Source organism: Thermoactinospora rubra, from assembly GCF_002093975.1.
In the GTDB taxonomy this organism is placed as follows: domain Bacteria; phylum Actinomycetota; class Actinomycetes; order Streptosporangiales; family Streptosporangiaceae; genus Nonomuraea; species Nonomuraea rubra_A.
Window position 1 is genome coordinate 305,416 of record NZ_KZ084326.1, and the last position, 21,571, is coordinate 326,986.

Genomic DNA, 21,571 nt, shown 5'->3' on the forward strand with positions numbered 1-21,571 from the left:
GGAAATCATGCCAGAGGGTTCGCAATCGGGACGTAGCCCGCGGCGCGGTCCGCGTGCCTGGCCCACCGGACGCTCAGGTTGGCCTTGGCCGGCAGCGGCGCCCCGGCGAGCAGGTCGGACAGGGGCAGGGGACGGCCGATCGAGTCGGCGTAGTCGCCGACGACCTTACCGGCGACGCGCCACAGCTCGCGGAGCAGGCCGTCGCGCCCGCCGGCCAGCGTGGCGGCGATCTCGGTGAGGTGGTTGACGACCAGGCAGTACACCACCCTGGCCCAGCCGCGCTCGGCGTCGTAGGTCAGCGCCTCGGCCACCCTCGGCTCCAGGCCCGCGAGGTCGTGGCGGCCCGCGACGAGCTTGGTCCCCTCCAGGTCGCGGAAGATCGCCTCCCGCGGCAGGCCGTCGATCCCGACCAGGACGTTCTGCAGGTGCGGCTCCAGGACGACGCCGTGCGTGAAGTACGCATCGAGCACCGGCAGCGCCACGGCCGACACGTAGGCCGACCACCAGGCCACCGGGTCCGCCACCTCCAGCGGCCCGGCGGCCAGGGCCCCGGCCAGCACCGGCGTCGCCTTGGCGACCGTCCACGGGCTCTCCCTGACGATCACGCCCAGGCCCTCCAGCAGGCGCGGGCCCAGGGCGGCCGAGCGGTACCCGGGCTCGCGCAGCCACCGCGTGCCGGGGAACCTGGCGGCGACGCCGGCGAACACGGGCGCCAGCCGCGAGGTCAGCTCCACCGCTCCGGCCAGCTCGTACCAGGCGTTCTTCCGCACGCAGTTCGTGATGCGCACATCCAGGCTGAACTTCAGGCACACGCCGCTCACCGGGTCGTAGACCGTGCGCACCGACGAGGTCGGCGTCACCGGCCAGGCCGTCTCGCCCAGGTCCACCAGCCGGTCGTCGAACGTCACGCCGAGCAGGTCGAGCTGCCAGGGGTGGGCGGGCAGCAGCACGTACCCCGGCGGCGCCTGGCCGAGCCGGTCCAGCGCGCTCACCTCGCCCTTCTGGGCCGCCACGTCCGCCCGCACGCCCAGCAGCCGCAGCGGGAACTCCGCGTGCGTCTCCGGCGCGTAGCGCAGCCAGCCCTCGCCGCGCGACTTCGGGCTCGGATGGAAGGGGTGGCCGTAGACGAGCGCCTGCTCGGAGGCCAGCCACGGGTCGGTGGGCGGGGCCGCCTCGCCGCGCGCGCGCACGATGGCCGCGATCGCCTCCCGGCTGGCCGCCACCTGGGCCGCGAACTCGGGATTGGCCGCACCTGCGCCCACCCCCTCGCCCGCGCCCAGCTCGGCCTCGGCCAGCCGTACCAGCTCCTCGGAGGTCAGCGGCCGCCACAGCCCGCCCTCCAGCCGCTCGGGCGTCCCCTCGAACCGCAGCGCGGCGCCGCCGTACGTGCGGGCCCGCAGCAGCGCCCCGCCGACCCGCAGCAGCAGGTACGGCGGCGCCGGCCACACCAGGCCGCGCACCCCGGCCACCTCGCGCACGCAGCAGCGCAGCAGCGCGGCCAGCGTCGCGTTCTCCGCAAGAGCCGACGACGCATCAAGCACCAGGCTGTCCACGATCAGGCACTCCTTCGCAGGGAGACGGCGCGCAGGTAGTTGGGCCCGCTGGTGCCGTAGTACTTGTTGACGTCGCGCGCGCCGGTCCGCTCCTTGGCCACGAGCGTCCCGGCGATCACCATCGACTTGCCGGTCAGCCGGGCGGCCTCCAGCGTGCGGGCGCGCAGGATCCTGGCCATGGGGTCGCGGCCGTGCTCGGCCAGCGCCTCCTCCAGCGTGTCGCGCAGGAGCCGCGCCGCGCGGTCCTCCGGCAGGGCGCCGAAGACCACCGCGGCGGCGGCCAGGTGGAGCGTGACGGTCACGAACACGTCGGCCAGCGCGTGCGGGTCGTCGGTCAGCATCCGCTCGTCGGCGAAGCCCGGCGGCTCGACGCCCGCGGCGGCCAGCCGCGCGGGCGAGGCGAGCAGCCCGTCGTTGTCCTTGACCAGGAGCCTCAGCTCGCCGTCCCGCAGCACGACCGCGAGGTTCTGCTGGTGCGCCTCCAGCGCGACGCCGTAGCGGACGAACAGCCGGACGTTCCACCGCAGCAGCACGCGCAGGTAGCGCTCGATCAGCTCGGGCGCGGGGTCCACGCCGGGGGCGTTGAACGCGGCCACCGGGATGATCTCCCCTTCGGGCAGGCGGCGCAGCATCCAGCCGAGGTACTCGTGCCCGGCGTGGGCGTAGGTCTGCTCGTCGGCGACCAGCACGTCGGGGTCGGCGAGGCGCTCCAGCAGGCGTTGGGCCCTCGCGCCGTCCTCGAGCGTCGAGGGCTTGATCGAGCGCCGGTTGCGCCGGCCCAGCGTGCTGGTGGCCAGGGGAAGCTTGAGGTGGACGCGGGGGGTGACCTCGACCGTGCGCATGGACAGCGTGGGGCGGACCGTGAGGTACGGCCGGGGCGCGACCGTCACGCCGTCGATCGCCGCGACCTGCGCCAGCGACAGCGGATGCACCGGAAAGAGGACATGTCCAGGAATGTCGGGAAGGCCCACGTCCTCATGCTTCGGCCACCACGGCGGGAGGTCCATGCCGCTCGGATGGAGTACGGCCACCCAGCGCAGCTCGAACGACGGGGCGAACTCGGGCGCGTACGCCAGCAGGTCGGCCGCCGTGAGCCCGGCGCGCGCCCGCGACGTCGGGTAGATCGGGTGGTCGGCGAACGCCGCCAGCGACTCGTAGTCGATCAGCGTCCGGCCGGTCAGCCGCGCCAGCACGCTCTCGCGGTGCTCCTGGAGCAGGTCCCAGGCCAGCTGCGCCTCCGCGCACTCCTCGCGGAAGGCGGCCACGCCCGCCGCGTCGGCCGGGTCGGCGACCGACTCCAGCGTCCGCAGGACCTCCTCCAGCTCCAGCTCCTCGCCGGGGGCGACGACGAAGTCCTGGAAGAGCCGCCCGGGGACGAGGCGGACGCGCCTGCCCGTGGCCAGCTCGATCGCCACGCCGTCCCTGCTCCTGGTCACCCGCGCGGCCAGGCCGCCGTAGTCCTCGCGGAGCAGGGCGTTCAGCACGCGGGCGGCGATCACGAGATCACCCACGGCTGGGCCGCGCGGAAGGCCGTCACGGCGCGCTCCACCCGCTCCCGCGAGGGGCCGACGGCGCGGATGACGCCCAGGTAGTCGCGGTTGGTGTGGGTCAGCTCGACCGTCTCGCCCACGCCCCGCAGGGGCCGGTGCCACAGGCGCACCTCGCCGTCCGCCAGCTCCGCCGGGCCCGGCGCCGCCGTTATCACGCCCGAGCGGTCGGCGACGACGCTGACGGCCGTGCCGTACCCGCCGGGCCTGGTCAGCGCGGGCAGCGGCTCGCCGAGGTGGACGCGCAGCACGAGCTCGAACAGCGGCAGGTCCAGCAGGTCGGCCAGCAGGAAGTCGCAGTGGTCGCCGATGACCCGGTAGTTCACCTCGACCACGCGCGGCCCGGCGGGCGTGTCCACGTACTCGGTGTGGCAGGCGCCGAACCCCACGCCGAGGGCGCGCAGCGCGGCCGGCAGGTGCGGGTCGGGCGGCGCCGGGTCCCAGTCGAGGCGTTCCTCCACGAAGTGCGGCGGCGGTCCCAGGGTGGTGCGGAAGCCGCCGAGCACCTCGACCCTCGCGCCGTCCCCCAGCGTCTCCAGCGTCCTGAGCGGCCCCTGGAGGTACTCCTCCACGACGACCGCCTCGCCGGGACGCCGCTCGCGCACCTGGGCGACGGCCTTGTCCAGGCCGTCCTCGACCAGCAGCACGTCCTCGCTGGCCACGCCCTCCCGGGGCTTGACGACCAGCGGGTACGGCAGGGGCCGCGGGGCGGGGGGGCCGGGGGGGGGGCCGCGGGGCGGGAGCCGTACCGAACGGACGTGTTCCACCCCCGCCTCGGCGAGCCTGCGGCGCATGAGGTACTTGTTCTTGGCCGCCAGGCAGGCGCGCCAGTCCTTGCCGGGCAGGCCGAAGTAGGAGGCCGCGAGCGCCGTCTCGGTCTGGAGGTGGTCGGAGTTGGTGAAGACGGCGTCGGGACGGCCCAGGTGCTCGATGGCGTCGATCAGGGCGCGCGGGTCGCGCACGTCGCAGCGGACGGCGTCCGGGTGCTGCTCCGGCCGGTCGGTCAGGATCGTGACCTCGCAGCCCAGCGCCCGGGCGGCGGGCAGGAAGCCGTGGGTCACCGAGTCGGTCGGCTTCATGGCGGTCAGGTAGAGCCGCAACGGTGGCACCCCCGAGATCAGGTAAGGCTAACCTAACCCCCGAGATCCTAGCCGTCCGGAGATCATCACGGGCCCCGGTCACGGTAATTGGAGACTATGAGAGTTTTCTCATCGCCGTCTCACCGAGCCCGGCTCCCCGGCCGCCTAGCGTCATAGGACAGTCCCGGCCGTCCTCCGGCCGGGACTGTCGCGTGGGCGTAGGATGGCCAGGGCTCCGGGAGGGTGTGCGCGTGTCGATGATCGCTGGCGAGCAGTTGCTGGGCCCTTTGTTGCTCGCGAGGGGGACGGTTGACCGTTCGGCCGCCATGCGCGCCGACGCCGACGCTTTGGAACGTGCCTGGGCCGACCCCGCCACCAGGGTCCTGCTGGTCAGCGAGGGCCAGACCCTGGTCAGCAGGGCGGGCGGGCAGGTGACCGCGGTCCTGTACGGCACGGCGGAGGCGCCACCGGGCGAGCGCTACTTCCTCGGGGTGGAAAGCGGCGTCAGCTACTTCGCCGTCGCCGCGCCGCTGCCCGTCCCGCCGCGCGGCGACGCCAACGGCCGGGTCACCGTCCCCATGCGGATCGACGAGACGCCCGATGGCCGGCCGGTGGCCGCGGGCCTGCGCCAGGTCGGCGGCCTGCTCGGCGACCGCGACGCCGGGCTGCTGGTCTACGCGGTGGCGTTGGAGGCCTGGCACGGCACCCACCAGCACTGCCCGCGCTGCGGCTCGCCGACCGAGGTCCAGCACGGCGGCCACGTCCGCGTCTGCCCCCGCGACGGCAGCCAGCACTTCCCGCGCGTCGACCCGGCGGTCATCATGCTCGTCCGCGACGCCGACGACCGCTGCCTGCTGGCGCGCGGCCCCCAGTGGCCCGCCGGGCGCATGTCCGTGCTGGCGGGCTTCGTCGAGCCGGGGGAGTCGCTGGAGCACGCCGTGGTGCGCGAGGTCGCGGAGGAGGTCGGCATCGCGGTCACCCGCCCGCGCTACCTCGGCAGCCAGCCCTGGCCCTTCCCGCGCAGCCTCATGCTGGGCTTCTTCGCCGACGCGCTCTCCACGGACGTCACGCTCGACCTGGAGGAGATCGCCGAGGCCCGCTGGTTCACGCGGGAGGAGCTGGCCGGCGCGCTGGCCTCCGGCGAGGTACGGCTCCCGCCGCCGGTGTCGATCGCGAGGCGGCTGATCGAGACCTGGTACGGCGGGCACCTCGCCGGAGACTGGTGAGCCGCGCGAGTCCACCGAGCTCAAGAACATGACGAAGTCCCGGCCGGAAACACCCGGCCGGGACTTCGTCATCGCTCACACCCCCAGCAGGGCCTTGACCTCCAGCACGCTCGGGTTGGTGCGCACGACCTTCCCCTTCGGCGTCTCGATGACCACGGTCGGGACGGTCTGGTTGCCGTTGTTGACGCTCATCACGAACTCGGCCGCTCCGGGGCTCCGCTCGATGTCGATCTCCCGATACGCGATCCCCTCGCGGGTCAGCTGCGACTTGAGCCGCTTGCACGGGCCGCACCACGTGGTGCTGTAGACGGTGAGCGCCATGGAAGAGGTCCTTTCTGTCATGAGGCGCCTTCGTTAACAACGCGGGCGCTCCGCGTCATCCTCATGATCACCCGATGCGCTCGCTGATCCAGGTCTGGATCAGCTCCGCCACGCCCAGCGTCCGGTACAGCGGCGCGCTGTGGGCCACGCCCGGCTCGGTGACCACCGTCATCGGCACGCCGACCTGGGTGAGCATGTTCTTCACGACCTGGCTGTGCGCGGGCGGCACGAACTCGTCCTGGGAGTGGACGGTCAGCATGGGCGCGTCCCTGCGGCTGGCGTGCCAGGCCACCTCCATGCTCGCCCAGATGCGGGCGCACTTGCCCGCCGGCTCGCAGCCCCCGGCCAGCTGGATGGCCGCCTCGCGGAGCTTGCGCCGGTAGGGGTCGAGGGAGTTCTCGCCGTCCCGGTAGGCGAGCAGGGGCGACAGGACGGGGGAGACGCCGACCACGCCCTTGAGCCCGGGCAGCCGGCCGTCGCCGTACGTGCCGGCGGAGGCGGCGAGGTGGCCGCCGGCGGAGAACCCGAGGATGACGTAGTTGCTGGAGTCGAAGGACCAGCGGGCCGCGTGCTTGACGGCGGTCCCGATGGCCGCCAGCACGTCGGTGCGCTGCGCCGGCCAGGGGGCGTCGCCGGACAGGCGGTAGTTGAGGTTGAAGACGGTGTAGCCGAGATCGGCGTAGCTGCGGGCGATCTGGGTGGCCTGCCTCTTGTCGCCCGCCGACCACCACCCGCCGTGGATGACGAAGACGCCCGGGCGGCGGATCCCGTCGGGCGTCCACATGACGTCCATGGACTGCCGCCTGTGCCTGCCGTAGGAGACGGTCTCGACGGACAGGCCGCCGACGCCGGCGCGGTCGGTGACGCTGTGGGTCGGCTCCGGGGTGGGATCCTTGACGGTGGCGTGCGCGACGGCGGGCGCGGTGGCCGACGTCAGCACAACGAGGGCGAGAGCCGCTAGGGGGACCGCGGTTCGCAAACGTGCCTTCCTTTCCCCGGCCCACGATTGTCGGGGCGATGACCTACCTTTTCATCTCGGCGATTATCCCGGACTCCGGGCGGCATGGTGCCAGACCGGCGGTCCCCGCCGCCACCTGCTGGGAGGATGAGGGCGTGCGAGATGTTCTGGCCGGGCTGGACCCGGAGCAGCGCGAGGTGGCCGAGGCCGTGCGCGGTCCCGTCTGCGTGCTCGCTGGAGCAGGCACGGGCAAGACCCGCGCGATCACCCATCGGATCGCCCATGCCGTCCACACCGGGGTGGTCGAGCCGCACGGCGTGCTCGCTGTGACGTTCACCACACGCGCGGCGGGGGAGCTGCGGCAGCGCCTGCGCGAGCTGGGCGCGCCCGGCGTGCAGGCGCGCACGTTCCACGCCGCCGCGCTGCGCCAGCTCACCTACTTCTGGCCGCGCGTCATCGGCGGCTCGGCGCCGGCCGTGATCGAGTCCAAGCTGCCGCTGCTGGCCGAGGCGAGCCGGCGGCTGAGGCGTAACACCGACCGGTCGGAGCTGCGCGACGTGGCGAGCGAGATCGAGTGGGCCAAGGTCACCCAGATCGGCCCCGAAGACTACGAGGCGGCCGCCGCCAAGCACCACCGCACCCCGCCCATCGAGGCCGCCCAGGTGGCGGCGCTCTACGAGGCCTACGAACGGCTGCGCCGCGAGCGCCACCTCGTCGACTTCGAGACGATCCTGGAGCTCACCGCCGCGGTGATGGCCGAGCACCAGGAGGTGGCCGCCCAGATCCGCCAGCAATACCGCTACTTCGTGGTGGACGAGTACCAAGACGTCAATCCGCTGCAGAAGATGCTGCTCGACACCTGGCTCGGCGGGCGCGACGACCTGTGCGTCGTCGGCGACCCCAACCAGACGATCTACTCCTTCACCGGCGCCACCCCGCGCTACCTGACCAACTTCGCGGTCGAGTATCCCCACGCGACCGTGATCAAGCTGGTCCGCGACTACCGCTCCACCCCGCAGGTGGTCAACCTGGCCAACCTCGTGCTCGCCAAGAGCCGCGCCCCCCACCGCATGGAGCTCGTCGCCCAGCGCCCGGAGGGGCCGGCGCCGGTCTTCGAGGAGTACGACGACGAGCCCGCCGAGGCCGAGGCCGTCGCCCGCGCCATCGCCAGGCTGACGGAGCGGGGCGTCCCGGCGCGCGAGGTGGCCGTGCTGTTCCGCGTCAACGCCCAGTCGGAGGCCTACGAGGAGGCCCTGGCCAAGGCCGGCATCCCCTACCTCGTCCGCGGCGCCGAGCGCTTCTTCGAGCGCCCCGAGGTACGGCAGGGGGGGGGGGTCNTGGCCTCGGAGGTCCACCACATCCTGTCCGGCGTCGGCCTCACCCCCGAGCCGCCCGCCGGAGGCGGCAAGGCGCGCGAGAAGTGGGACTCGCTCAAGGCCCTGGCCGACCTCGCCGAGGACATGGCCGCCGAGGGCGCCGACCTGCCGGCCTTCGTCGCCGAGCTCGAGCGCCGCGCCGCCGAGCAGCACGCCCCGCCGGTCGAGGGCGTCACGCTCGCCTCCCTCCACGCCGCCAAGGGCCTGGAGTGGGACGCCGTGTTCCTGGTCGGCCTCACCGACGGCATGCTGCCGATCGTCTACGCCGAGACGCCCGAGCAGATCGAGGAGGAGCGGCGCCTGCTGTATGTGGGCATCACGCGCGCCCGCGCCCACCTCCACCTGTCCTGGGCGCTGGCGCGCTCGCCCGGGGGGCGCAGGAGCCGCCGCCCCTCACGCTTCCTCGACGGCCTCACGGGCCGCCCCTCGGCCCCGCCGCGCGCTTCCTCCGGCTCCCGCCGTACCGGCCCGGCCGCCCCGGTCCACTGCCGGATCTGCGGCAAGACGCTGGTGGCCGCCGCCGAGCAGAAGCTCGCCCGGTGCGCCACCTGCCCGGCCGACTACGACGAGGCCCTGCTGGCCGCCCTCAAGGCCTGGCGTACGGCGACCGCCAAGGAGGCCAAGGTCCCGCCGTACGTCGTGTTCACGGACGTGACGCTCCAGGCCATCGCCGAACGGGTGCCCGCGACCGAGGAGGAGCTGCTGTCCATCGCCGGGATCGGCCGGGTCAAGCTCGACAAGTACGGCGAGGCGGTGCTCGCCCTGTGCCGGGGCGAGCGCTAGGTCCACCCCCTGGTGCGAGGCCGCGCCGGGACACGCCACACTGTTCTAGGCCGAAGTCCAACCAAGGGGGAGCAGTGAACGAGGCGCTCAAGGAGGTGCTCGACCTCCTGGACCTCGAGCAGATCGAGCTGGACATCTTCCGCGGGCGCAGCCCCGAGGAGCGCATCCAACGGGTCTTCGGGGGCCAGGTGGCCGCCCAGGCGCTCGTGGCGGCGGGCCGCACAGTGCCGTCCGACCGCAACGTGCACTCCCTCCACGCCTACTTCATCCGTCCCGGCGATCCGTCGGTCCCGATCGTCTACAACGTCGAGCGGGTCCGCGACGGGCGGTCCTTCACCACCCGGCGCGTGGTCGCCGTCCAGCACGGCAAGGCGATCTTCACGATGTCCGCCTCGTTCCACATCGCCGAGGAGGGCGTCCACCACCAGGCGGCCACCATGCCGCAGGTGCCGGCGCCCGAGACGCTTCCGACCTTCCAGGAGCGCATGCGCGAGGTCGTCGGCGACGACCCGGAGTGGCGGGCCTGGCTGGAGCGGCCCCGGCCGATCGACGCCCGCTACGCCTCGCCGCTGACCTGGGAGGCGCACAAGGACCCCTCGCTGCGCAGCGCCGAGACCAACGTGTGGTTCCGCTGCGACGCCGAGCTGCCCGACGACCCGCTGCTGCACGTGGTGCTGGCCGCCTATGCCTCCGACTTCACGCTGGTGGACACGGTCCTGCTGGCCCACGGCCTGGCCTGGGGCGCCTCCAACGTCATGGGCGCCTCGCTGGACCACGCGATGTGGTTCCACCGGCCCTTCCGCGCCGACGAGTGGCTGCTGTACGCGCAGGAGTCGCCGTGGTCCGGCGGCGCCCGAGGCCTGGCTCGCGGGCAGATGTTCACCGCGTCGGGAGACCTCGTGGTGTCCGTGGTCCAGGAGGCCATGATCCGTATCACAAATCCGTGAAATCCCAGCTAGAAAATAAGTTGCCCGTCTTGGGCTTCCCGGTTTAGGGTCATGGTCATGCGAGTCGGACGCTCCTGTCCGACGATCTGTCTTCTGAGTGGAGGTGAGTCCCAGTGGTGATCAGCATGACGAACGCTTCGGCCACGCAGTGGCTCGCCTTCGCATGCCTTGAGTCGAGCCCGAGGCTCGCCGATGGGCCCACCGGCGCGCGGCGGGAGAAGTCTGCCTTCTTCCTGCGTGTGCGCTACGCCGTCCCGGCCTTCGCCGGCGCCGGCGCCCAGCACGTGCCGACCCAGCAGATCGCCGACAAGGGTGGACTGCGTGGTCCGCAACCCTGGAGGGACGAACCGGTCATATCCTGACCGGTTCACACACCGCCTCCAGGCCGCGGATCCGCAGACAGGATCCGCGGCCTCTTTGTTTGTCCGCGAACCCCCTACCGCCCACGAGGTACCCACCACACACCACTGAGGAGAGACAGATGGGGGCGCAGCCGATCATGGACCTGATCGACGAAGCCAAGATCCCCTGCCGTACCGACCCCGACCTCTGGTTCGCCGAGTCGCCAGAGGACGTCGAGTTCGCCAAGGCCCTGTGCGGCGGCTGCCCGATCAGGGAAGCCTGCCTGGCCCGCGCGCTGGAGCGCGAGGAGCCGTGGGGCGTCTGGGGTGGCGAGCTCATCCTCCGCGGGACCATCGTCCCGCGTAAGCGGCCTCGCGGGCGTCCCCGCAAGCACCCGGTCGCTGCCTGACCCGCACACCTCTAGCCCAGGAAGAACCTGACACCGATGACGATCTTCAGCTCTGGGAGCATCGAAATGCCACATCTCATCCATGAACTGGTCACCGACCGAATACAAACGCTGCACCGGGAGGCGGCGGAGCACCGCATGGCCTCCCGCATCCAGCGGGTCCAGCGCGCCCGCCGCAACGTCCGCCGGGCCCAGGAGCGGCTGCACCGCGCGCTGAGCCAGGCGTAGCCTGACGCGCCGATCCGGCGCTGCTCCGACGGGCATGCCCGGCGGGCACGTCGGATGGGCCTGTCAGACGGGCCCGGCCGCCCGCTCCTGCTCGGGCGGCTGCCCGGCGGTCCCCGCGTCGATCACGGCCGGGTGCGAGAGTCTCGCACCCGGCCTTTCACTTTCCGGATCTCGAAGCCATAGCGCTGGGGAGACGTCGCCAAATCCACCGCCATGTCGCCCTCTGCCGATCTCCGGCCGTCGCCAGAACTCGCCTGCAAGCGGCTGCCCGCTGAGACCGGCAAGCTCAGCCGTCAGCGTGAAGGTATGCGTCCACGGCCGAGCCGAGCCAAAACAACCTTCCGGTGGAGCGGCTGGAAACCGATCCGCAACGAGTGAGGCGTCCAGACCGGCACGGTCCAGGGGCGACAGCCTCCGACCGAGTGTTCGGGCGAGTGTTCAGGCGGGGTGAGGCATGACCCACGCGGCGATCGGCGAGGTACGGCGTTGCGGTCAGGCGAGCGGGAGCGCTTCGTCGTCGGCGAAGCCGGGGACCCAGCGCAGAGCCTCGTCCCGGAAGCGCGCGGTGGTGCCGAGCTGGCACAGCACCCCCACCCCCGCGGCGTGCACCCGGTGGATGAGCACATACGAGGCCGGCAGGTTGAGCTGGCGCACCACGTTGGTCGGCCGCAGGTCCGTGACGGTGGCGGCCTGGGCCTGGAGCCATTCCCTGCTGAACGTGAACTCCTCCACGGCCATCGGCTCGACGTAGGGCGCGAGGAACGCGCGCAGGGCGTCGGGGTCGATCTCGATGTGCGGCCGGATGAAGCCCTCGGCGCGCAGGCCCGCGATGACGGTCTCCATGTCGCCCTGGTTGAAGATGCGGGTGAGCTGCCCGAACACCACCGGATAGCCGTTGGGCATACGGTTGACGGCGCCGAAGTCGAGGATGCCCAGCCGCCCGTCGGGCAGCATGCGGAAGTTGCCCGGATGCGGGTCGGCGTGGAGCATGGCCACCCGAGCCGGCGAGCAGAACAGGAAGCGGACGAACAGCAGCCCGGCGCGGTCGCGCTCCTCCTGCGTGCCGTGGGAGATGATGCGCGACAGCGGGGTGCCGTCCATCCACTCGGTGACGAGGATCTGCTCGTTGGCGGCGATCACGTCGGGGACGTGAAAGTCGGGGTCGTCCTTGAACTCCATCGCGAAGGCGTGCTGCGCCTCCGCCTCACGCAGGTAGTCGAGCTCCTCGGCGATGCGCTCCTGCAGCTCGGCCAGGACCGGCTTGATGTCGAGCCCGGGCAGCAGCGCGCCGAAGACCTTGCCCAGCCTGGCCAGCTGCTTGAAGTCGCCCAGCAGGGCCTTGCCGGCGCCGGGATACTGGATCTTGACCGCGACCGGCCGCCCGTCGTGCCAGACCGCGCGGTGGACCTGGCCGATGGAGGCGGCGGCCGTGGGCTGGTCCTCGAAGGACAGGAAGTTCTCCCGCCAGTCGTCGCCCAGCTGCTCGGTGAGCACCCGGTGGACGGTCGCGGTCGGCAGCGGCGGGGCGGCCTCCTGGAGCTTGGTGAGCGTGGCGCGGTAGGGGGCGACGATCTCCGCCGGGAGCGCCGCCTCGAAGATCGAAAGAGCCTGCCCGAGCTTCATCGCGCCGCCCTTGAGCTCGCCCAGCACCTTGAAGATCTGCTCGGCGGTGCGCTGCTGGATCTCCTGGGCGACGATCTCCGCGGACTTGCCGCCGATGCGCTTGCCCAGGCCGAGGGCGGTACGGCCGGCGAAGCTCAACGGGAGCGTGGCCAGTTTGGCCGAGCGAGTGACGGCGCGGCGGGGAAGGTCGCTGTGTTTGGCGTTGCGCTCGACGGGCTCGCTCACATGGCCTCCTTCGTCCGGCCTGCTCCCAGGCCGGGGTGCTTGCTGGTTGCCTCCACACGAACGCTCACCGGTTGCGCGGCACTCCGTGGAGACGCCGCTTCCCCCTTTCCGCGGTCGGCCACCGGACCCGGGCCCCAGTCAGCCGCTCGCGGCCGACGTGACCATTGTTAGCCCAGCAGGATCGTTTCGGAAACAACGACATTGGGCGTGGATCTTGATCGGTGCTCGCGTCCAGCTCCCATCGGGGGAGATGTCCAGTGTGCCGTTCGTCACAGGGGTCTCGACACCGTCGAGGAAAGCAAGCGCATGGCCGACGGTGGCCGCCGCGACGAGCGTGGCGAGAGCCGTACCGCACGCGATCTCGCCGGCGGGGAAGCCGCCCAGCCGCGAGGTGACGATCGGCCAGCCCGGATCGCGGTCGCGGCGGGCGAGGTCGAGGCACAGCAGGCAGGCCGTCCGGCCGGGGAGGACCAGCGGGCCGACGCTGCCGTACCCCTCGAAGGCCGAGGCCGCCAGATGCGGCATCCCGAGATCGACGAGCTCACGGACCACGAGGCCGTCGAGCGGGCCGGGCGGGGTGAGGATCACGAGGTCGGGCCGTGGCGAGCAGTCGCCGAGGTGGGCGCCACCGATCCAAACGGCCGACGACCCGCCGCCCATTCCCGAGCCCGCAGCGAAAGCGCCGGCCGCTGCCGAACGACCACCCTCCGAAGCACCACCCTCCGAAGCACCACCCTCCGAAGCACCGCCCGACGTGATGCGCCGCGCCACCGCCACGGCCCCCTCCTGGCGGCTCAGCCCCACCTCGCTCCACGTCAGCCCGCCGGGGACGACGTCTTGTGCCTGGGCCGTGCCCGGATCGACCACCGAGACGTTGCCCACCCCCGACGCCGCCAGCAGGGCGACGACCTGCGCGCCAACCCGCCCCGCCCCGTGGACGCGCACGTGCGCGCCACGCCTGCGCGCCATCGCCGCCCCGCCCCCGTCCACCGCGGCCGACGACACCGCGATCGCCTCCGCCTCCGGGCGCAGCCGGTCACGCTCGCCCAGCGGCAGGTGCGCCAGCGCCAGCGGCGCCACCGAGGCGTCGTCCAGCAGCCCCAGCCCGAAGAGCCGGTCGAGCAGCGAATACGCCCCCGCCTCGTCCAGGCCCGCCGCGCACCCCTCACGGGCCGCCTGGCGCAGCTCCTTGGTGCCGTCGAGCCCGGCCAGCCACCGCCGCACCGAGGGGCTCAGGTCGCCGACGAGCACGGCTCGGCGCGGGTGCACGCCGAACTGCAGGGTCGTGTCGTCACGGGGGATCCGCCGCAGAGCGGGCTTCAAACGTGGCCTCATGGCCCCCAAGATTCCACCCCAGGCCAAGATCCCGATCCCGTGTCCCGCCCGCTGTGGATAACCCGCCCCGCGGACCCTCCCCCTGTGGACGGCGCGGCCCGGCCGTACCATCCCCGGCATGGAAGAAGTCCTGATCGACCGCCGCGACGACGGCGTCGTCCTGCTCACCCTCAACCGCCCCGACCGGCGCAACTCCATGACCGAGGCCATGACCGGCCAGTGGCGCCGCGCCATCGCCGAGCTGGGCCATGACGAAGGCGTCCGCTGCGTGGTCGTCACCGGCGCCGGCAGCGCCTTCTCCTCCGGCGGCGACATGGCCTGGCTGGCCCAGCGCGGCACCGAGTCGGTCCCTGAGCTGCGCGAACGCATGCTCGCCTTCTACCGCGCCTGGCTTTCCGTCACCGCTCTGGAAGTGCCGACCATCGCCGCCGTCAACGGCCCCGCCGTCGGCGCCGGCCTGTGCCTGGCGCTCGCCTGCGACCTGGTCTACGCCGCCGACGACGCCCGGCTCCTGGCCCCCTTCACCGGCCTCGGCCTGCACCCCGGCATGGCCGCGACCTACCTGCTCCCGCGGACCGCCGGAGTACGGCTGGCCAGGGAGCTCCTTCTGACGGGCCGGACCATCACCGGCACGGAAGCGGCGCAACGCGGCCTGATCAACAAATCATTCCCCGGCGACGAGCTCATTCACGAGGTCATGCAAACCGCCGCAATGATCGCGGCAAACGCGCCGATCGCCACCAGGCTCACGAAACTCGCGTTGCACGATGAACACCCGGATCTGGAGGCGGCGCTGCGCTGGGAGTCGCTGGCCCAGCCGGTGACCATGGCGTCCGCCGACATGAGAGAGGGACTGGCCGCGATTCGGGAAGGACGCCGTCCCAAATTCACCGGGACTTAATCTGCTGACCAGGGAAAACGGCACACACCCCCTGTGGAAATTCGCCCGTGTCGGCTACCGTGCATATGTGCCCCCCGAGACAGTCGAGGTCCGTCGAAGTTCTCGTCGCCGGCGTACGGTTTCCGCATATCGCGACGGCGACAAGACGATCGTGCTCCTGCCCGCCTGGCTGAGCGGCGAAGACGCCGACGAGTGGGTCAGCAGGATGCTCGAGCGCCTGGCCGCCAAGGAAAAACGCCGGCGCCCCACCAACGAGGCCCTGCTCCTGCGGGCCAACGAGCTCTCGGCGAAGTACCTCGACGGCATGGCCAGACCGGTCAGCGTGCGGTGGGTGGACAACCAGCACCACCGGTGGGGCTCCTGCACGCCGGAGAACGGCACGATCAGGATCTCGACCAGGCTCAAGGGCCTGCCCGAGTGGGTCATCAACTACGTGATCATCCACGAGCTGGTGCACCTGCTCGTGCCCAGCCACGGCCCCGAGTTCTGGGCGCTGGTCGAACAGTATCCCAAGGCCGAGCGGGCGCGCGGCTTCCTCGAGGGGTTCTCGGCCGCGGCCCACAACCAGCCGGAGGAGTGCTGAGGCGGCCTTGAGGCGGATCGTCGCGGTCCTGGCCAGGGCGGGCATGGCGAAGGCGGCTCCCGGCGAGGTCGATCCGGACGAGTTCCTGCGCGCGATGGCCGAGGACGTCTACGAGGTGGCCGCCGGCCTGGAGCTCGTCACGCCCGTGCTGGTCACGAGCGTGCCGGAGCTGGAGGAGATCGTCTGGCCGGGCACCCAGGTCATCGCCGTCGCCGAGGATGTGGCGCTGAGGGACGTGTTCGCCGCCCTCGACGGCGACCAGGCGGCGGTGGTCGCCGCCGACGCGCCCGACCTGCCGCCGCTGCTGATCGGCAAGCTGTTCCGCGAGCTCGGCCGCGCGCCGCTGGCCGTGTGCCCCAGCGAGAACGGCGGAGCCGCCGCGATGGCGGCCACGCTGCCCCTGCCCGGCTGGGCCCACCCCGGCCTGGACGAGCCCGACCCCCTCCAGGCGCTGCGCGCCCAGGCCCCCGGCCGCCGCATGGTCGCCGCCGGACCGGGCTGGCACCGCCTCAGGTCACCCGAGGACGTCCGGTTCCTCGACCCCGGACTGGAGGGATGGGACAACACCCGGGCCCTGCTGCGGCAGCCGTAGCTCCGCGAAGACGGCGCGGTGGTCGGTGCCGGGCAGGGTGTGCACGCTCACCGCGCGCACGCCGATACGAGAGTCCACCAGCACGTGGTCGATGGCGAAGGCGGGCGGCAGGACGCTCTTGTGGGCCGGCCAGGTCGGCACGAGCCCCTGCCCGACCTCGGCGGCGGCGTCCTTGTAGCCGCGAGCGAGCACGCGCCGCAGCGCCGCGTGGTCGAGCGTGGCGTTGAAGTCGCCCGCGAGGATGCGCAGCCGGTCGAGGGAGGCCGCCGGCAGCTCCTCCAGCGCCCGCTCCCACACCGCGACGGCCTCCTCCAGCGGCGCGGGCGGGTGGACGGCGACGACCTCGGCCTTCTGCCCGCCCGGCAGCTCCACCAGCGCCGTGGAGTCCTGGCCGGGCAGCGGGGTCAGCCGGTGCCGGGCGTACAGGCCGCTGCCCCACGGCGACCAGTCCGGCCGCAGCACGCGGTGGGGCAGCAGCTCGGCCAGCCCGGCGGCGTCCAGGGCCGCCACCGCGCCCGGCGTCAGCTCCTGCAGGCTCAGCACGTCGGGAGCCAAGCCGCGGACGAGACCGACGACGGCCTCCGGATCCGCCCGGCCCACGAGCATGTTGATCGTCAGGACGCGCAGCGGCGTGCCCGGCGCGGCGTCAGCCGTACCGAAGGCCCGGGGTAGCACGCTCAGGCCCAGCGCGGCCGTGGTGACCGCGGCCACGGCGACGACAGCGCGGCGGCGGGCGAGCGCGGCCAGCAGCAGGGGGACCACAGAACCGGCGGCGGCGTACGGCGTGGCCGCGATGAGCTGGGTGCCGATCGAGCCGCGCTCCAGCCCGGCGAGGCGGACGGCGGCCCAGGCGGCGAAGGGGGAGACCGCGACCCAGGCGAGGGCGGCGGGCAGGCGCTTGCGTGGCGGGGTGACGATCGTCCCCCCTACCATTCCGGCGTCCCCCCGACCATTCAGGCCACCAGGGCGGCGCGTCCGCGGCGGGCCAGGCGCCTGGTCGCCTCGTCCGAGAGCGAGGGGATGCCGTCGACCGGGAACCAGCGCAGGTCCAGCGACTCCTCGCTGATCACCGCCTCGGCCCCCTCGGGCGCGACCGCGGCGTACTCGACGTCGAGGTGCCAGCTGTACGGCGGATGGCACCACACCTTGTGCCGGTCGAGCGCCAGCGGGCCGGGCAGCAGCCGCAGGCCGGGAATGCCGGACTCCTCCGCGGCCTCGCGCAGCGCGACGGCCGCCAGCGACACGTCGGAGGCCTCGCAGTGCCCGCCCATCGGCAGCCACATCCCCGCCTTCGGATGCAGCGTGAGCAGCACCCGGGAGCCGTCGTGCGACAGCACGGCCGTCGTGGCCGTCAGGTGGCCGGGCACGCACTCGCGGAACATCGCGTCGTCGTGGGCGTGCAGGTGCTCCAGGAACTCCTTGCGCAGCACCTCCTCCTCCGGCGTCGGCGCCTTCCAGGCGGTCAGCACCTCCACCGCGTCGCGGCGCAGGCTCACTGCTCGTCGCCGGACTCGCCCGGCTTGGCGTCGCCCGGCTTGGAGTCGTCCAGCTTGGAGATGTCCCAGTCCGTGCCGCCGCTGATGAAGCCCTCCGGATTGTCCAGGTCGTCGGCGGTCGGCATGAGGTCGGGGTGGCTCCACACCGCGTCACGCCCGTCGACGCCGCGCCGCTCGGCCAGCGCCCGCCACAGCGCCGCGGCCTCGCGCATGCGCCGCGGCCTCAGCTCCAGGCCGACCAGCGCGCCGAACGTCACCTCGGCCGGACCGCCCGAGGCGCGGCGCCGCCGTACCGTCTCGGCCAGCGCGGCGGCCGACGGCAGCTTGCCCGCAGACGCGGCGTCCACGACGCTGCTCACCCAGCCCTCGACCAGAGCCAGCGTCGTCTCCAGCCGGGCCAGCGCGGCCTTCTGCCGCTCGGTCTCCTCCGGCTTGAGCAGCGCGCCGCCGCTCAACGCCTCCTGGATGGCCTCCGGGTTGCTGATGTCGATGCTGCGGATCTGCTCCTCCAGCGCGGAGGTGTCGATCGTGATGCCCCTGGCGTACTCCTCGATCGCGCCCATCAGGTGCGAGCGCAGCCACGGCACGTGCTGGAACAACCGGTGGTGCGCGGCCTCGCGCAGCGCCAGATACAGCCTGACCTCGTCGGAGGGGATCTCCAGGCCGCTGCTGAACGCGGCGATCCCACCGGGCAGCAGCGCGGCCGTCTCCGACAGCGGCAGGCCGATGTCGGTCGTGCCGACCACCTCCCGCGCCAGCGAGCCGAGCGCCGCGCCGATCTGCTGGCCGACCATCATGCCGCCCATCTGCTTGAGCATGCCCAGCAGCGGCCCGGCCATCTGCTGGGCCTCCGGAGGCAGGCCGGAACCGCCGAGCGTGCCGCCCATCGTCTCGACCATCTTGGCCGCGACGGGCTCGCACAGCTGGCGCCAGACCGGGATGGTGTTCTCGATCCACTCCGACCGGCTCCACGCCTGCGGACCGGCCACCCCGCTGGGCAGCGCGGACGCCTCGTCGAGCCACAGGTCGGCGAGCTTGAGCGCCTCGACGATCTGACGGCGCTCGCCCTCCATGACGCTGGGATCACCCTCGGCCACGACGGCGTGGCGGGCGATGTTCTTGGCCATGTCCCAGTTGACAGGGCCGGAACCCTGCGGGGCCGACAGCATGTCGGCGAACTGGCGCATCGCCTGAGCCATCTGCTCAGGGTTGCCGAACATGGCGAACGGGTTCTCGTTGGGGTCGTTTTCACGACCTGGAAGGTCAGTCACCGCTCTACCTCATGCAGGATGGAGGAGTCCACATCCGCCACGTTAGTCGTCCCACGGCGGATCAGTGCAAAGTGAGGACCCCGTGCCTACCTCGAAACGACCGCGCCAGCCCGTCGTCGCCGTCACCGGCGCCGCCACGGGGATCGGCCGTGAGCTGCTGTCCAGGCTGGCCTCCTCAGGGGATTTCCGCAGAGTGGTGGCCATCGACGAGCAGCGGGGGGACGTCCAGGGCGTCACCTGGAGGGTGATCGACGTCCGGGATCCGCTCTTGGCGAACCGGATCTCCGACATCGACGTCCTGGTCCACCTCGCCGGCGACTTCGCCGTGGACTCCGACCCGGCCGAGCGCCGCGCCTACAACCTGCGGGCCGCGCAGACGGTCCTCACCGCGTGCGCGGCGGCGCGGGTGCGGCGGGTGGTCCTCCTGACCAGCGCCATGGTGTACGGCGCGGCGCCCGACAACCCGGTGCCGCTTCCGGAGGACGCGCCCGTGGCCGCCGAGCCGGACACCGGGGTGGTGGGCGACTACCTGGAGATCGAGGGGGTCGCGCGGCAGGCGGCGCGCAGCCACCCGGGGCTGGAGCTGACCATCCTGCGCCCGGCGGCGGTGGTCGGGCCGGGCGTCGACACGGTGATCACCCGCCACTTCGAGGCGCCGCGCCTGCTCACCGTGAAGGGCTGCTCGCCGCGCTGGCAGTTCTGCCACATCGACGACCTGGTGTCGGCCCTGGAGCTGGCGGCCCGCGGGGCCGTCGGCGGCGTCGTGGCGGTGGGCTCCGACGGCTGGCTGGAGCAGGAGCAGGTGGAGGAGCTGTCGGGCATCCGGGGCTTCGAGCTGCCGGCGGGGCTGACGTTCGGTACGGCCCAGCGGCTGCACCGGCTGGGGATCACCCCGGCCCCGGCGACCGACCTGCACTATGTCGTGTATCCGTGGGTCGTGGACTGCTCCTCCCTGCGGAAGGCGGGCTGGAAGCCGTCCTGGACGAACGAGGCGGCGCTGCGGCAGCTGATCGAGCTGAGGGAGAAGCGCACCACCGTGGTCGGCCGGCGGCTGCCGGTCAAGGAAGCGACGCTCACGGCGGCCGGCGCGACGGTGGCGGTGATCGGCACGGCGGCCATCGTCCGCCAGGTGCGGAAGAAGCGCAGGACATGACTCCGAGTCCTTATTCGCCACAGGGTGCGAGAATCGACAACGTGATTCGGTTGCTGGACATTCGCGACACCCCGCTCTCCGTGGACGAGGTCTTCGCCGCCGTGGGCTCCTTCGACGCGGGCGGTACCGCCCTGTTCGTCGGGACGGTACGCCGGGAGGACCACGGCAAGGAGGTGACGCGGCTGTCGTACTCCGCCCACCCCTCCGCCCTGGCCGAGCTGCGCAGGGTCGCCGAGAAGGTCGCCGCCGACTTCCCCGTCACCGCCCTGGCCGCCGTCCACCGGGTCGGCGACCTGGAGCTGGGCGACATCGCGGTGATCGTCGCCGTGGCCTGCCCGCACCGCGCCGAGGCGTTCGCGGCCTGCCGCCGCCTCATCGACGACCTCAAGGCCGAGGTGCCCATCTGGAAACACCAGGTGTTCGCCGACGGGTCGACCGAATGGGTCGGCGCCTGCGCATAAGCTCATCCCCATGTCACCACGCGCGTTGACCCTTCTGGTGTCGGGCTTCCTGGTGCTCGCCCTCGGTGTCGTCGGCGCCTTCCTGAAGGTGCCGTATGTGGTGCTGAGCCCCGGGCCGACCGAGAACACCCTCGGCGAGGTCAGCAAGAAGCCGGTCATCGCGATCTCCGGGCGGCAGACCTACCCCACCAGCGGCGCCCTGCGCCTGACCACGGTGGAGTACAAGGGCGGCCCGACCAACAGGATCGACCTGATGACGGCGCTGCGCGGGTGGATCGACCCGGCCGTGGCGGTGGTGCCCGAGGCGACGATCTTCCCTCCCGACCAGACGGCCCAGCAGGTCGAGGAGCAGAACGCGGTGGAGATGACCAACTCGCAGGACAACGCCACCGCGGCCGCGCTGACCGAGCTCAAGATCCCCTTCACCATGGCCGTCACCGTCGTCTCCACCGAGAAGGGCATGCCCGCCCACGGCGTCCTGCAGAAGGGCGACGAGATCGTCTCGATCGACGGCAAGCCGCTCGGCGGCGTCGACGAGGCCGTCGCGGCGGTCAAGGCACACAAGCCGGGCGACACGATCGTCCTGGGCATCCTGCGCAACGGCAGCAGGCAGGAGGTCTCGGTCAAGGCGGCCGCCAGCCCGCAGAACGCCGCGAGGCTGGGCGTCAGCATGCAGGCCAAGTACAAGTTCCCGTTCGAGGTGCGCATCAACGTGGGCGAGGTCGGCGGCCCCAGCGCGGGGCTGATGTTCTCCCTGGGCATCCTCGACAAGCTCACGCCCGGAGAGCTCACCGGCGGCAAGTCCATCGCGGGCACCGGCACGATCACCCCCGAGGGCGAGGTCGGGCCGATCGGCGGCATCGCGCAGAAGATGGTCGGCGCCAGGAAGGCGGGGGCGAGCGTGTTCCTGACCCCCGAGGACAACTGCGCCGAGGCCGTCAAGGCCGCCCCCGACGGGCTGCGCCTGGTCAAGGCCAGCACGCTGCACCAGGTGGTGCAGGCGCTCGACGCCCTGCGCACCGGACGGGGCACCGTGCCGTCCTGTGCGGCCGGCTGAAACTTTCCACAGGCCGTCGCGCGTTAGCCGTATGGCTGGCACCTCGGTGTAGGTTGCCAGACACAACCGATTGTTTCGTCACGACGAGGGGTTGGCCTTGAGCTT

Annotated in this window: 21 protein-coding genes and 1 pseudogene; 12 read left to right on the plus strand and 10 right to left on the minus strand. The window is 72.5% G+C overall.

What is annotated here, in order from left to right:
- Window positions 1–5: 5 nt before the first annotated feature.
- Genes BSB02_RS05760 through BSB02_RS05770 form a run of 3 tightly spaced genes read right to left on the minus strand, consistent with a single transcriptional unit; the run spans window position 6 to window position 4,209 of the window.
- Entirely contained in the window at window positions 6–1,553 is a 1,548-nt protein-coding gene (locus BSB02_RS05760; RefSeq protein WP_084957518.1) for an IucA/IucC family protein, read from the minus strand.
- A 2-nt stretch (window positions 1,554–1,555) separates the two neighbouring features.
- Complete coding sequence (locus BSB02_RS05765; RefSeq protein WP_240506205.1) at window positions 1,556–3,052, minus strand: IucA/IucC family protein; 1,497 nt, start codon at window positions 3,050–3,052, stop codon at window positions 1,556–1,558.
- Window positions 3,049–4,209, minus strand: a complete 1,161-nt coding sequence (locus BSB02_RS05770) for an ATP-grasp domain-containing protein (RefSeq protein WP_240506206.1) — start codon at window positions 4,207–4,209, stop codon at window positions 3,049–3,051. The genes BSB02_RS05765 and BSB02_RS05770 overlap by 4 nt, the downstream gene beginning before the upstream one ends.
- A 227-nt stretch (window positions 4,210–4,436) precedes the next feature.
- On the opposite strand from BSB02_RS05770, the gene nudC reads away from it, so the two are divergent.
- Entirely contained in the window at window positions 4,437–5,405 is a 969-nt protein-coding gene (gene nudC / locus BSB02_RS05775; RefSeq protein WP_084957640.1) for an NAD(+) diphosphatase, read from the plus strand.
- Between the two features lie 75 nt (window positions 5,406–5,480).
- Here nudC and BSB02_RS05780 read toward each other — a convergent pair whose 3' ends face one another.
- Together BSB02_RS05780 and BSB02_RS05785 are read right to left on the minus strand one after the other, a co-directional pair.
- A complete protein-coding gene (locus tag BSB02_RS05780; RefSeq protein ID WP_084957524.1) occupies window positions 5,481–5,726 on the minus strand; it encodes a glutaredoxin domain-containing protein in 246 nt (81 codons plus the stop codon).
- Between the two features lie 67 nt (window positions 5,727–5,793).
- Window positions 5,794–6,705 carry an alpha/beta hydrolase gene (locus BSB02_RS05785; protein WP_084957526.1) on the minus strand — a complete coding sequence of 304 codons (912 nt, stop codon included), beginning with the start codon at window positions 6,703–6,705 and terminating at the stop codon, window positions 5,794–5,796.
- Between the two features lie 134 nt (window positions 6,706–6,839).
- On the opposite strand from BSB02_RS05785, the gene BSB02_RS41990 reads away from it, so the two are divergent.
- From BSB02_RS41990 to BSB02_RS05805, 5 genes and pseudogenes are all read left to right on the plus strand, one after another.
- On the plus strand, window positions 6,840–8,021 hold a 1,182-nt coding region (locus BSB02_RS41990; protein WP_240506207.1), incomplete at its 3' end, for an ATP-dependent helicase.
- Between the two features lies 1 nt (window position 8,022).
- Window positions 8,023–8,843: pseudogene (locus tag BSB02_RS41995) on the plus strand (HRDC domain-containing protein); the annotation flags it as partial.
- A gap of 74 nt (window positions 8,844–8,917) precedes the next feature.
- Window positions 8,918–9,790 (plus strand): acyl-CoA thioesterase II, encoded by an 873-nt coding sequence (tesB, locus tag BSB02_RS05795; protein ID WP_084957530.1) that lies wholly within the window; start codon window positions 8,918–8,920, stop codon window positions 9,788–9,790.
- Between the two features lie 113 nt (window positions 9,791–9,903).
- A complete protein-coding gene (locus tag BSB02_RS05800) occupies window positions 9,904–10,152 on the plus strand; it encodes a hypothetical protein (protein WP_084957532.1) in 249 nt (82 codons plus the stop codon).
- 119 nt (window positions 10,153–10,271) lie between these two features.
- On the plus strand, window positions 10,272–10,541 hold the full coding sequence (locus tag BSB02_RS05805; RefSeq protein WP_084957534.1) for a WhiB family transcriptional regulator: 270 nt from the start codon (window positions 10,272–10,274) through the stop codon (window positions 10,539–10,541).
- Window positions 10,542–11,261: 720 nt separating this feature from the next.
- Here BSB02_RS05805 and BSB02_RS05815 read toward each other — a convergent pair.
- Both BSB02_RS05815 and BSB02_RS05820 read right to left on the minus strand, forming a co-directional pair.
- Window positions 11,262–12,617 carry an ABC1 kinase family protein gene (locus BSB02_RS05815; RefSeq protein ID WP_084957538.1) on the minus strand — a complete coding sequence of 452 codons (1,356 nt, stop codon included), beginning with the start codon at window positions 12,615–12,617 and terminating at the stop codon, window positions 11,262–11,264.
- Between the two features lie 138 nt (window positions 12,618–12,755).
- Window positions 12,756–13,952, minus strand: coding sequence for a ThiF family adenylyltransferase (locus BSB02_RS05820; RefSeq protein WP_084957642.1), 1,197 nt, complete (start codon window positions 13,950–13,952; stop codon window positions 12,756–12,758).
- Between the two features lie 118 nt (window positions 13,953–14,070).
- Between BSB02_RS05820 and BSB02_RS05825 the strand changes: the two genes are divergently transcribed.
- From BSB02_RS05825 to BSB02_RS05835, 3 genes are all read left to right on the plus strand, one after another.
- Window positions 14,071–14,853 carry an enoyl-CoA hydratase/isomerase family protein gene (locus BSB02_RS05825; protein ID WP_084957540.1) on the plus strand — a complete coding sequence of 261 codons (783 nt, stop codon included), beginning with the start codon at window positions 14,071–14,073 and terminating at the stop codon, window positions 14,851–14,853.
- Between the two features lie 67 nt (window positions 14,854–14,920).
- A complete protein-coding gene (locus BSB02_RS05830; RefSeq protein ID WP_084957542.1) occupies window positions 14,921–15,436 on the plus strand; it encodes a M48 metallopeptidase family protein in 516 nt (171 codons plus the stop codon).
- Window positions 15,437–15,443: 7 nt separating this feature from the next.
- Window positions 15,444–16,028: a hypothetical protein gene (locus tag BSB02_RS05835; protein ID WP_206184520.1), complete on the plus strand. Its 585-nt coding sequence runs from the start codon at window positions 15,444–15,446 to the stop codon at window positions 16,026–16,028.
- On the opposite strand, the gene BSB02_RS05840 is transcribed toward BSB02_RS05835, so the two are convergent.
- From BSB02_RS05840 to BSB02_RS05850, 3 genes are read right to left on the minus strand one after another with little or no spacing between them, the layout of a single operon-like run.
- Window positions 15,951–16,961, minus strand: a complete 1,011-nt coding sequence (locus BSB02_RS05840) for an endonuclease/exonuclease/phosphatase family protein (RefSeq protein WP_084957543.1) — start codon at window positions 16,959–16,961, stop codon at window positions 15,951–15,953. The two genes, BSB02_RS05835 and BSB02_RS05840, sit on opposite strands and share 78 nt — an antisense overlap.
- A 20-nt stretch (window positions 16,962–16,981) precedes the next feature.
- Complete coding sequence (locus BSB02_RS05845) at window positions 16,982–17,524, minus strand: NUDIX hydrolase (RefSeq protein WP_084957545.1); 543 nt, start codon at window positions 17,522–17,524, stop codon at window positions 16,982–16,984.
- The gene (locus BSB02_RS05850; protein ID WP_084957547.1) at window positions 17,521–18,744 is read right to left on the minus strand and encodes a zinc-dependent metalloprotease; all 1,224 of its coding nucleotides are present in this window, start codon (window positions 18,742–18,744) and stop codon (window positions 17,521–17,523) included. The genes BSB02_RS05845 and BSB02_RS05850 overlap by 4 nt, the downstream gene beginning before the upstream one ends.
- Before the next feature lie 133 nt (window positions 18,745–18,877).
- Here BSB02_RS05850 and BSB02_RS05855 point away from each other — a divergent pair, with 133 nt between their 5' ends.
- Genes BSB02_RS05855 through BSB02_RS05865 form a run of 3 tightly spaced genes read left to right on the plus strand, consistent with a single transcriptional unit; the run spans window position 18,878 to window position 21,466 of the window.
- Entirely contained in the window at window positions 18,878–19,948 is a 1,071-nt protein-coding gene (locus BSB02_RS05855; protein WP_206184521.1) for an NAD-dependent epimerase/dehydratase family protein, read from the plus strand.
- Window positions 19,945–20,409 carry a molybdenum cofactor biosynthesis protein MoaE gene (locus tag BSB02_RS05860; protein WP_084957554.1) on the plus strand — a complete coding sequence of 155 codons (465 nt, stop codon included), beginning with the start codon at window positions 19,945–19,947 and terminating at the stop codon, window positions 20,407–20,409. Before BSB02_RS05855 ends, BSB02_RS05860 begins: the two co-directional genes overlap by 4 nt.
- 10 nt (window positions 20,410–20,419) lie before the next feature.
- The gene (locus BSB02_RS05865) at window positions 20,420–21,466 is read left to right on the plus strand and encodes a YlbL family protein (protein WP_084957556.1); all 1,047 of its coding nucleotides are present in this window, start codon (window positions 20,420–20,422) and stop codon (window positions 21,464–21,466) included.
- Window positions 21,467–21,571: the final 105 nt, after the last annotated feature.

Bases quoted from the DNA above. Each gene is read 5' to 3' on its own strand.
- nudC (WP_084957640.1), top strand. From the start codon at position 4,437: ATGATCGCTGGCGAGCAGTTGCTGGGCCCTTTGTTGCTCGCGAGGGGG.
- BSB02_RS05780 (WP_084957524.1), bottom strand. From the start codon at position 5,726: ATGGCGCTCACCGTCTACAGCACCACGTGGTGCGGCCCGTGCAAGCGG.
- BSB02_RS05805 (WP_084957534.1), top strand. From the start codon at position 10,272: ATGGGGGCGCAGCCGATCATGGACCTGATCGACGAAGCCAAGATCCCC.
- BSB02_RS05820 (WP_084957642.1), bottom strand. From the start codon at position 13,952: ATGAGGCCACGTTTGAAGCCCGCTCTGCGGCGGATCCCCCGTGACGAC.
- BSB02_RS05825 (WP_084957540.1), top strand. From the start codon at position 14,071: ATGGAAGAAGTCCTGATCGACCGCCGCGACGACGGCGTCGTCCTGCTC.
- BSB02_RS05840 (WP_084957543.1), bottom strand. From the start codon at position 16,961: ATGGTAGGGGGGACGATCGTCACCCCGCCACGCAAGCGCCTGCCCGCC.
- BSB02_RS05850 (WP_084957547.1), bottom strand. From the start codon at position 18,744: ATGTTCGGCAACCCTGAGCAGATGGCTCAGGCGATGCGCCAGTTCGCC.
- BSB02_RS05860 (WP_084957554.1), top strand. From the start codon at position 19,945: ATGACTCCGAGTCCTTATTCGCCACAGGGTGCGAGAATCGACAACGTG.
- BSB02_RS05865 (WP_084957556.1), top strand. From the start codon at position 20,420: ATGTCACCACGCGCGTTGACCCTTCTGGTGTCGGGCTTCCTGGTGCTC.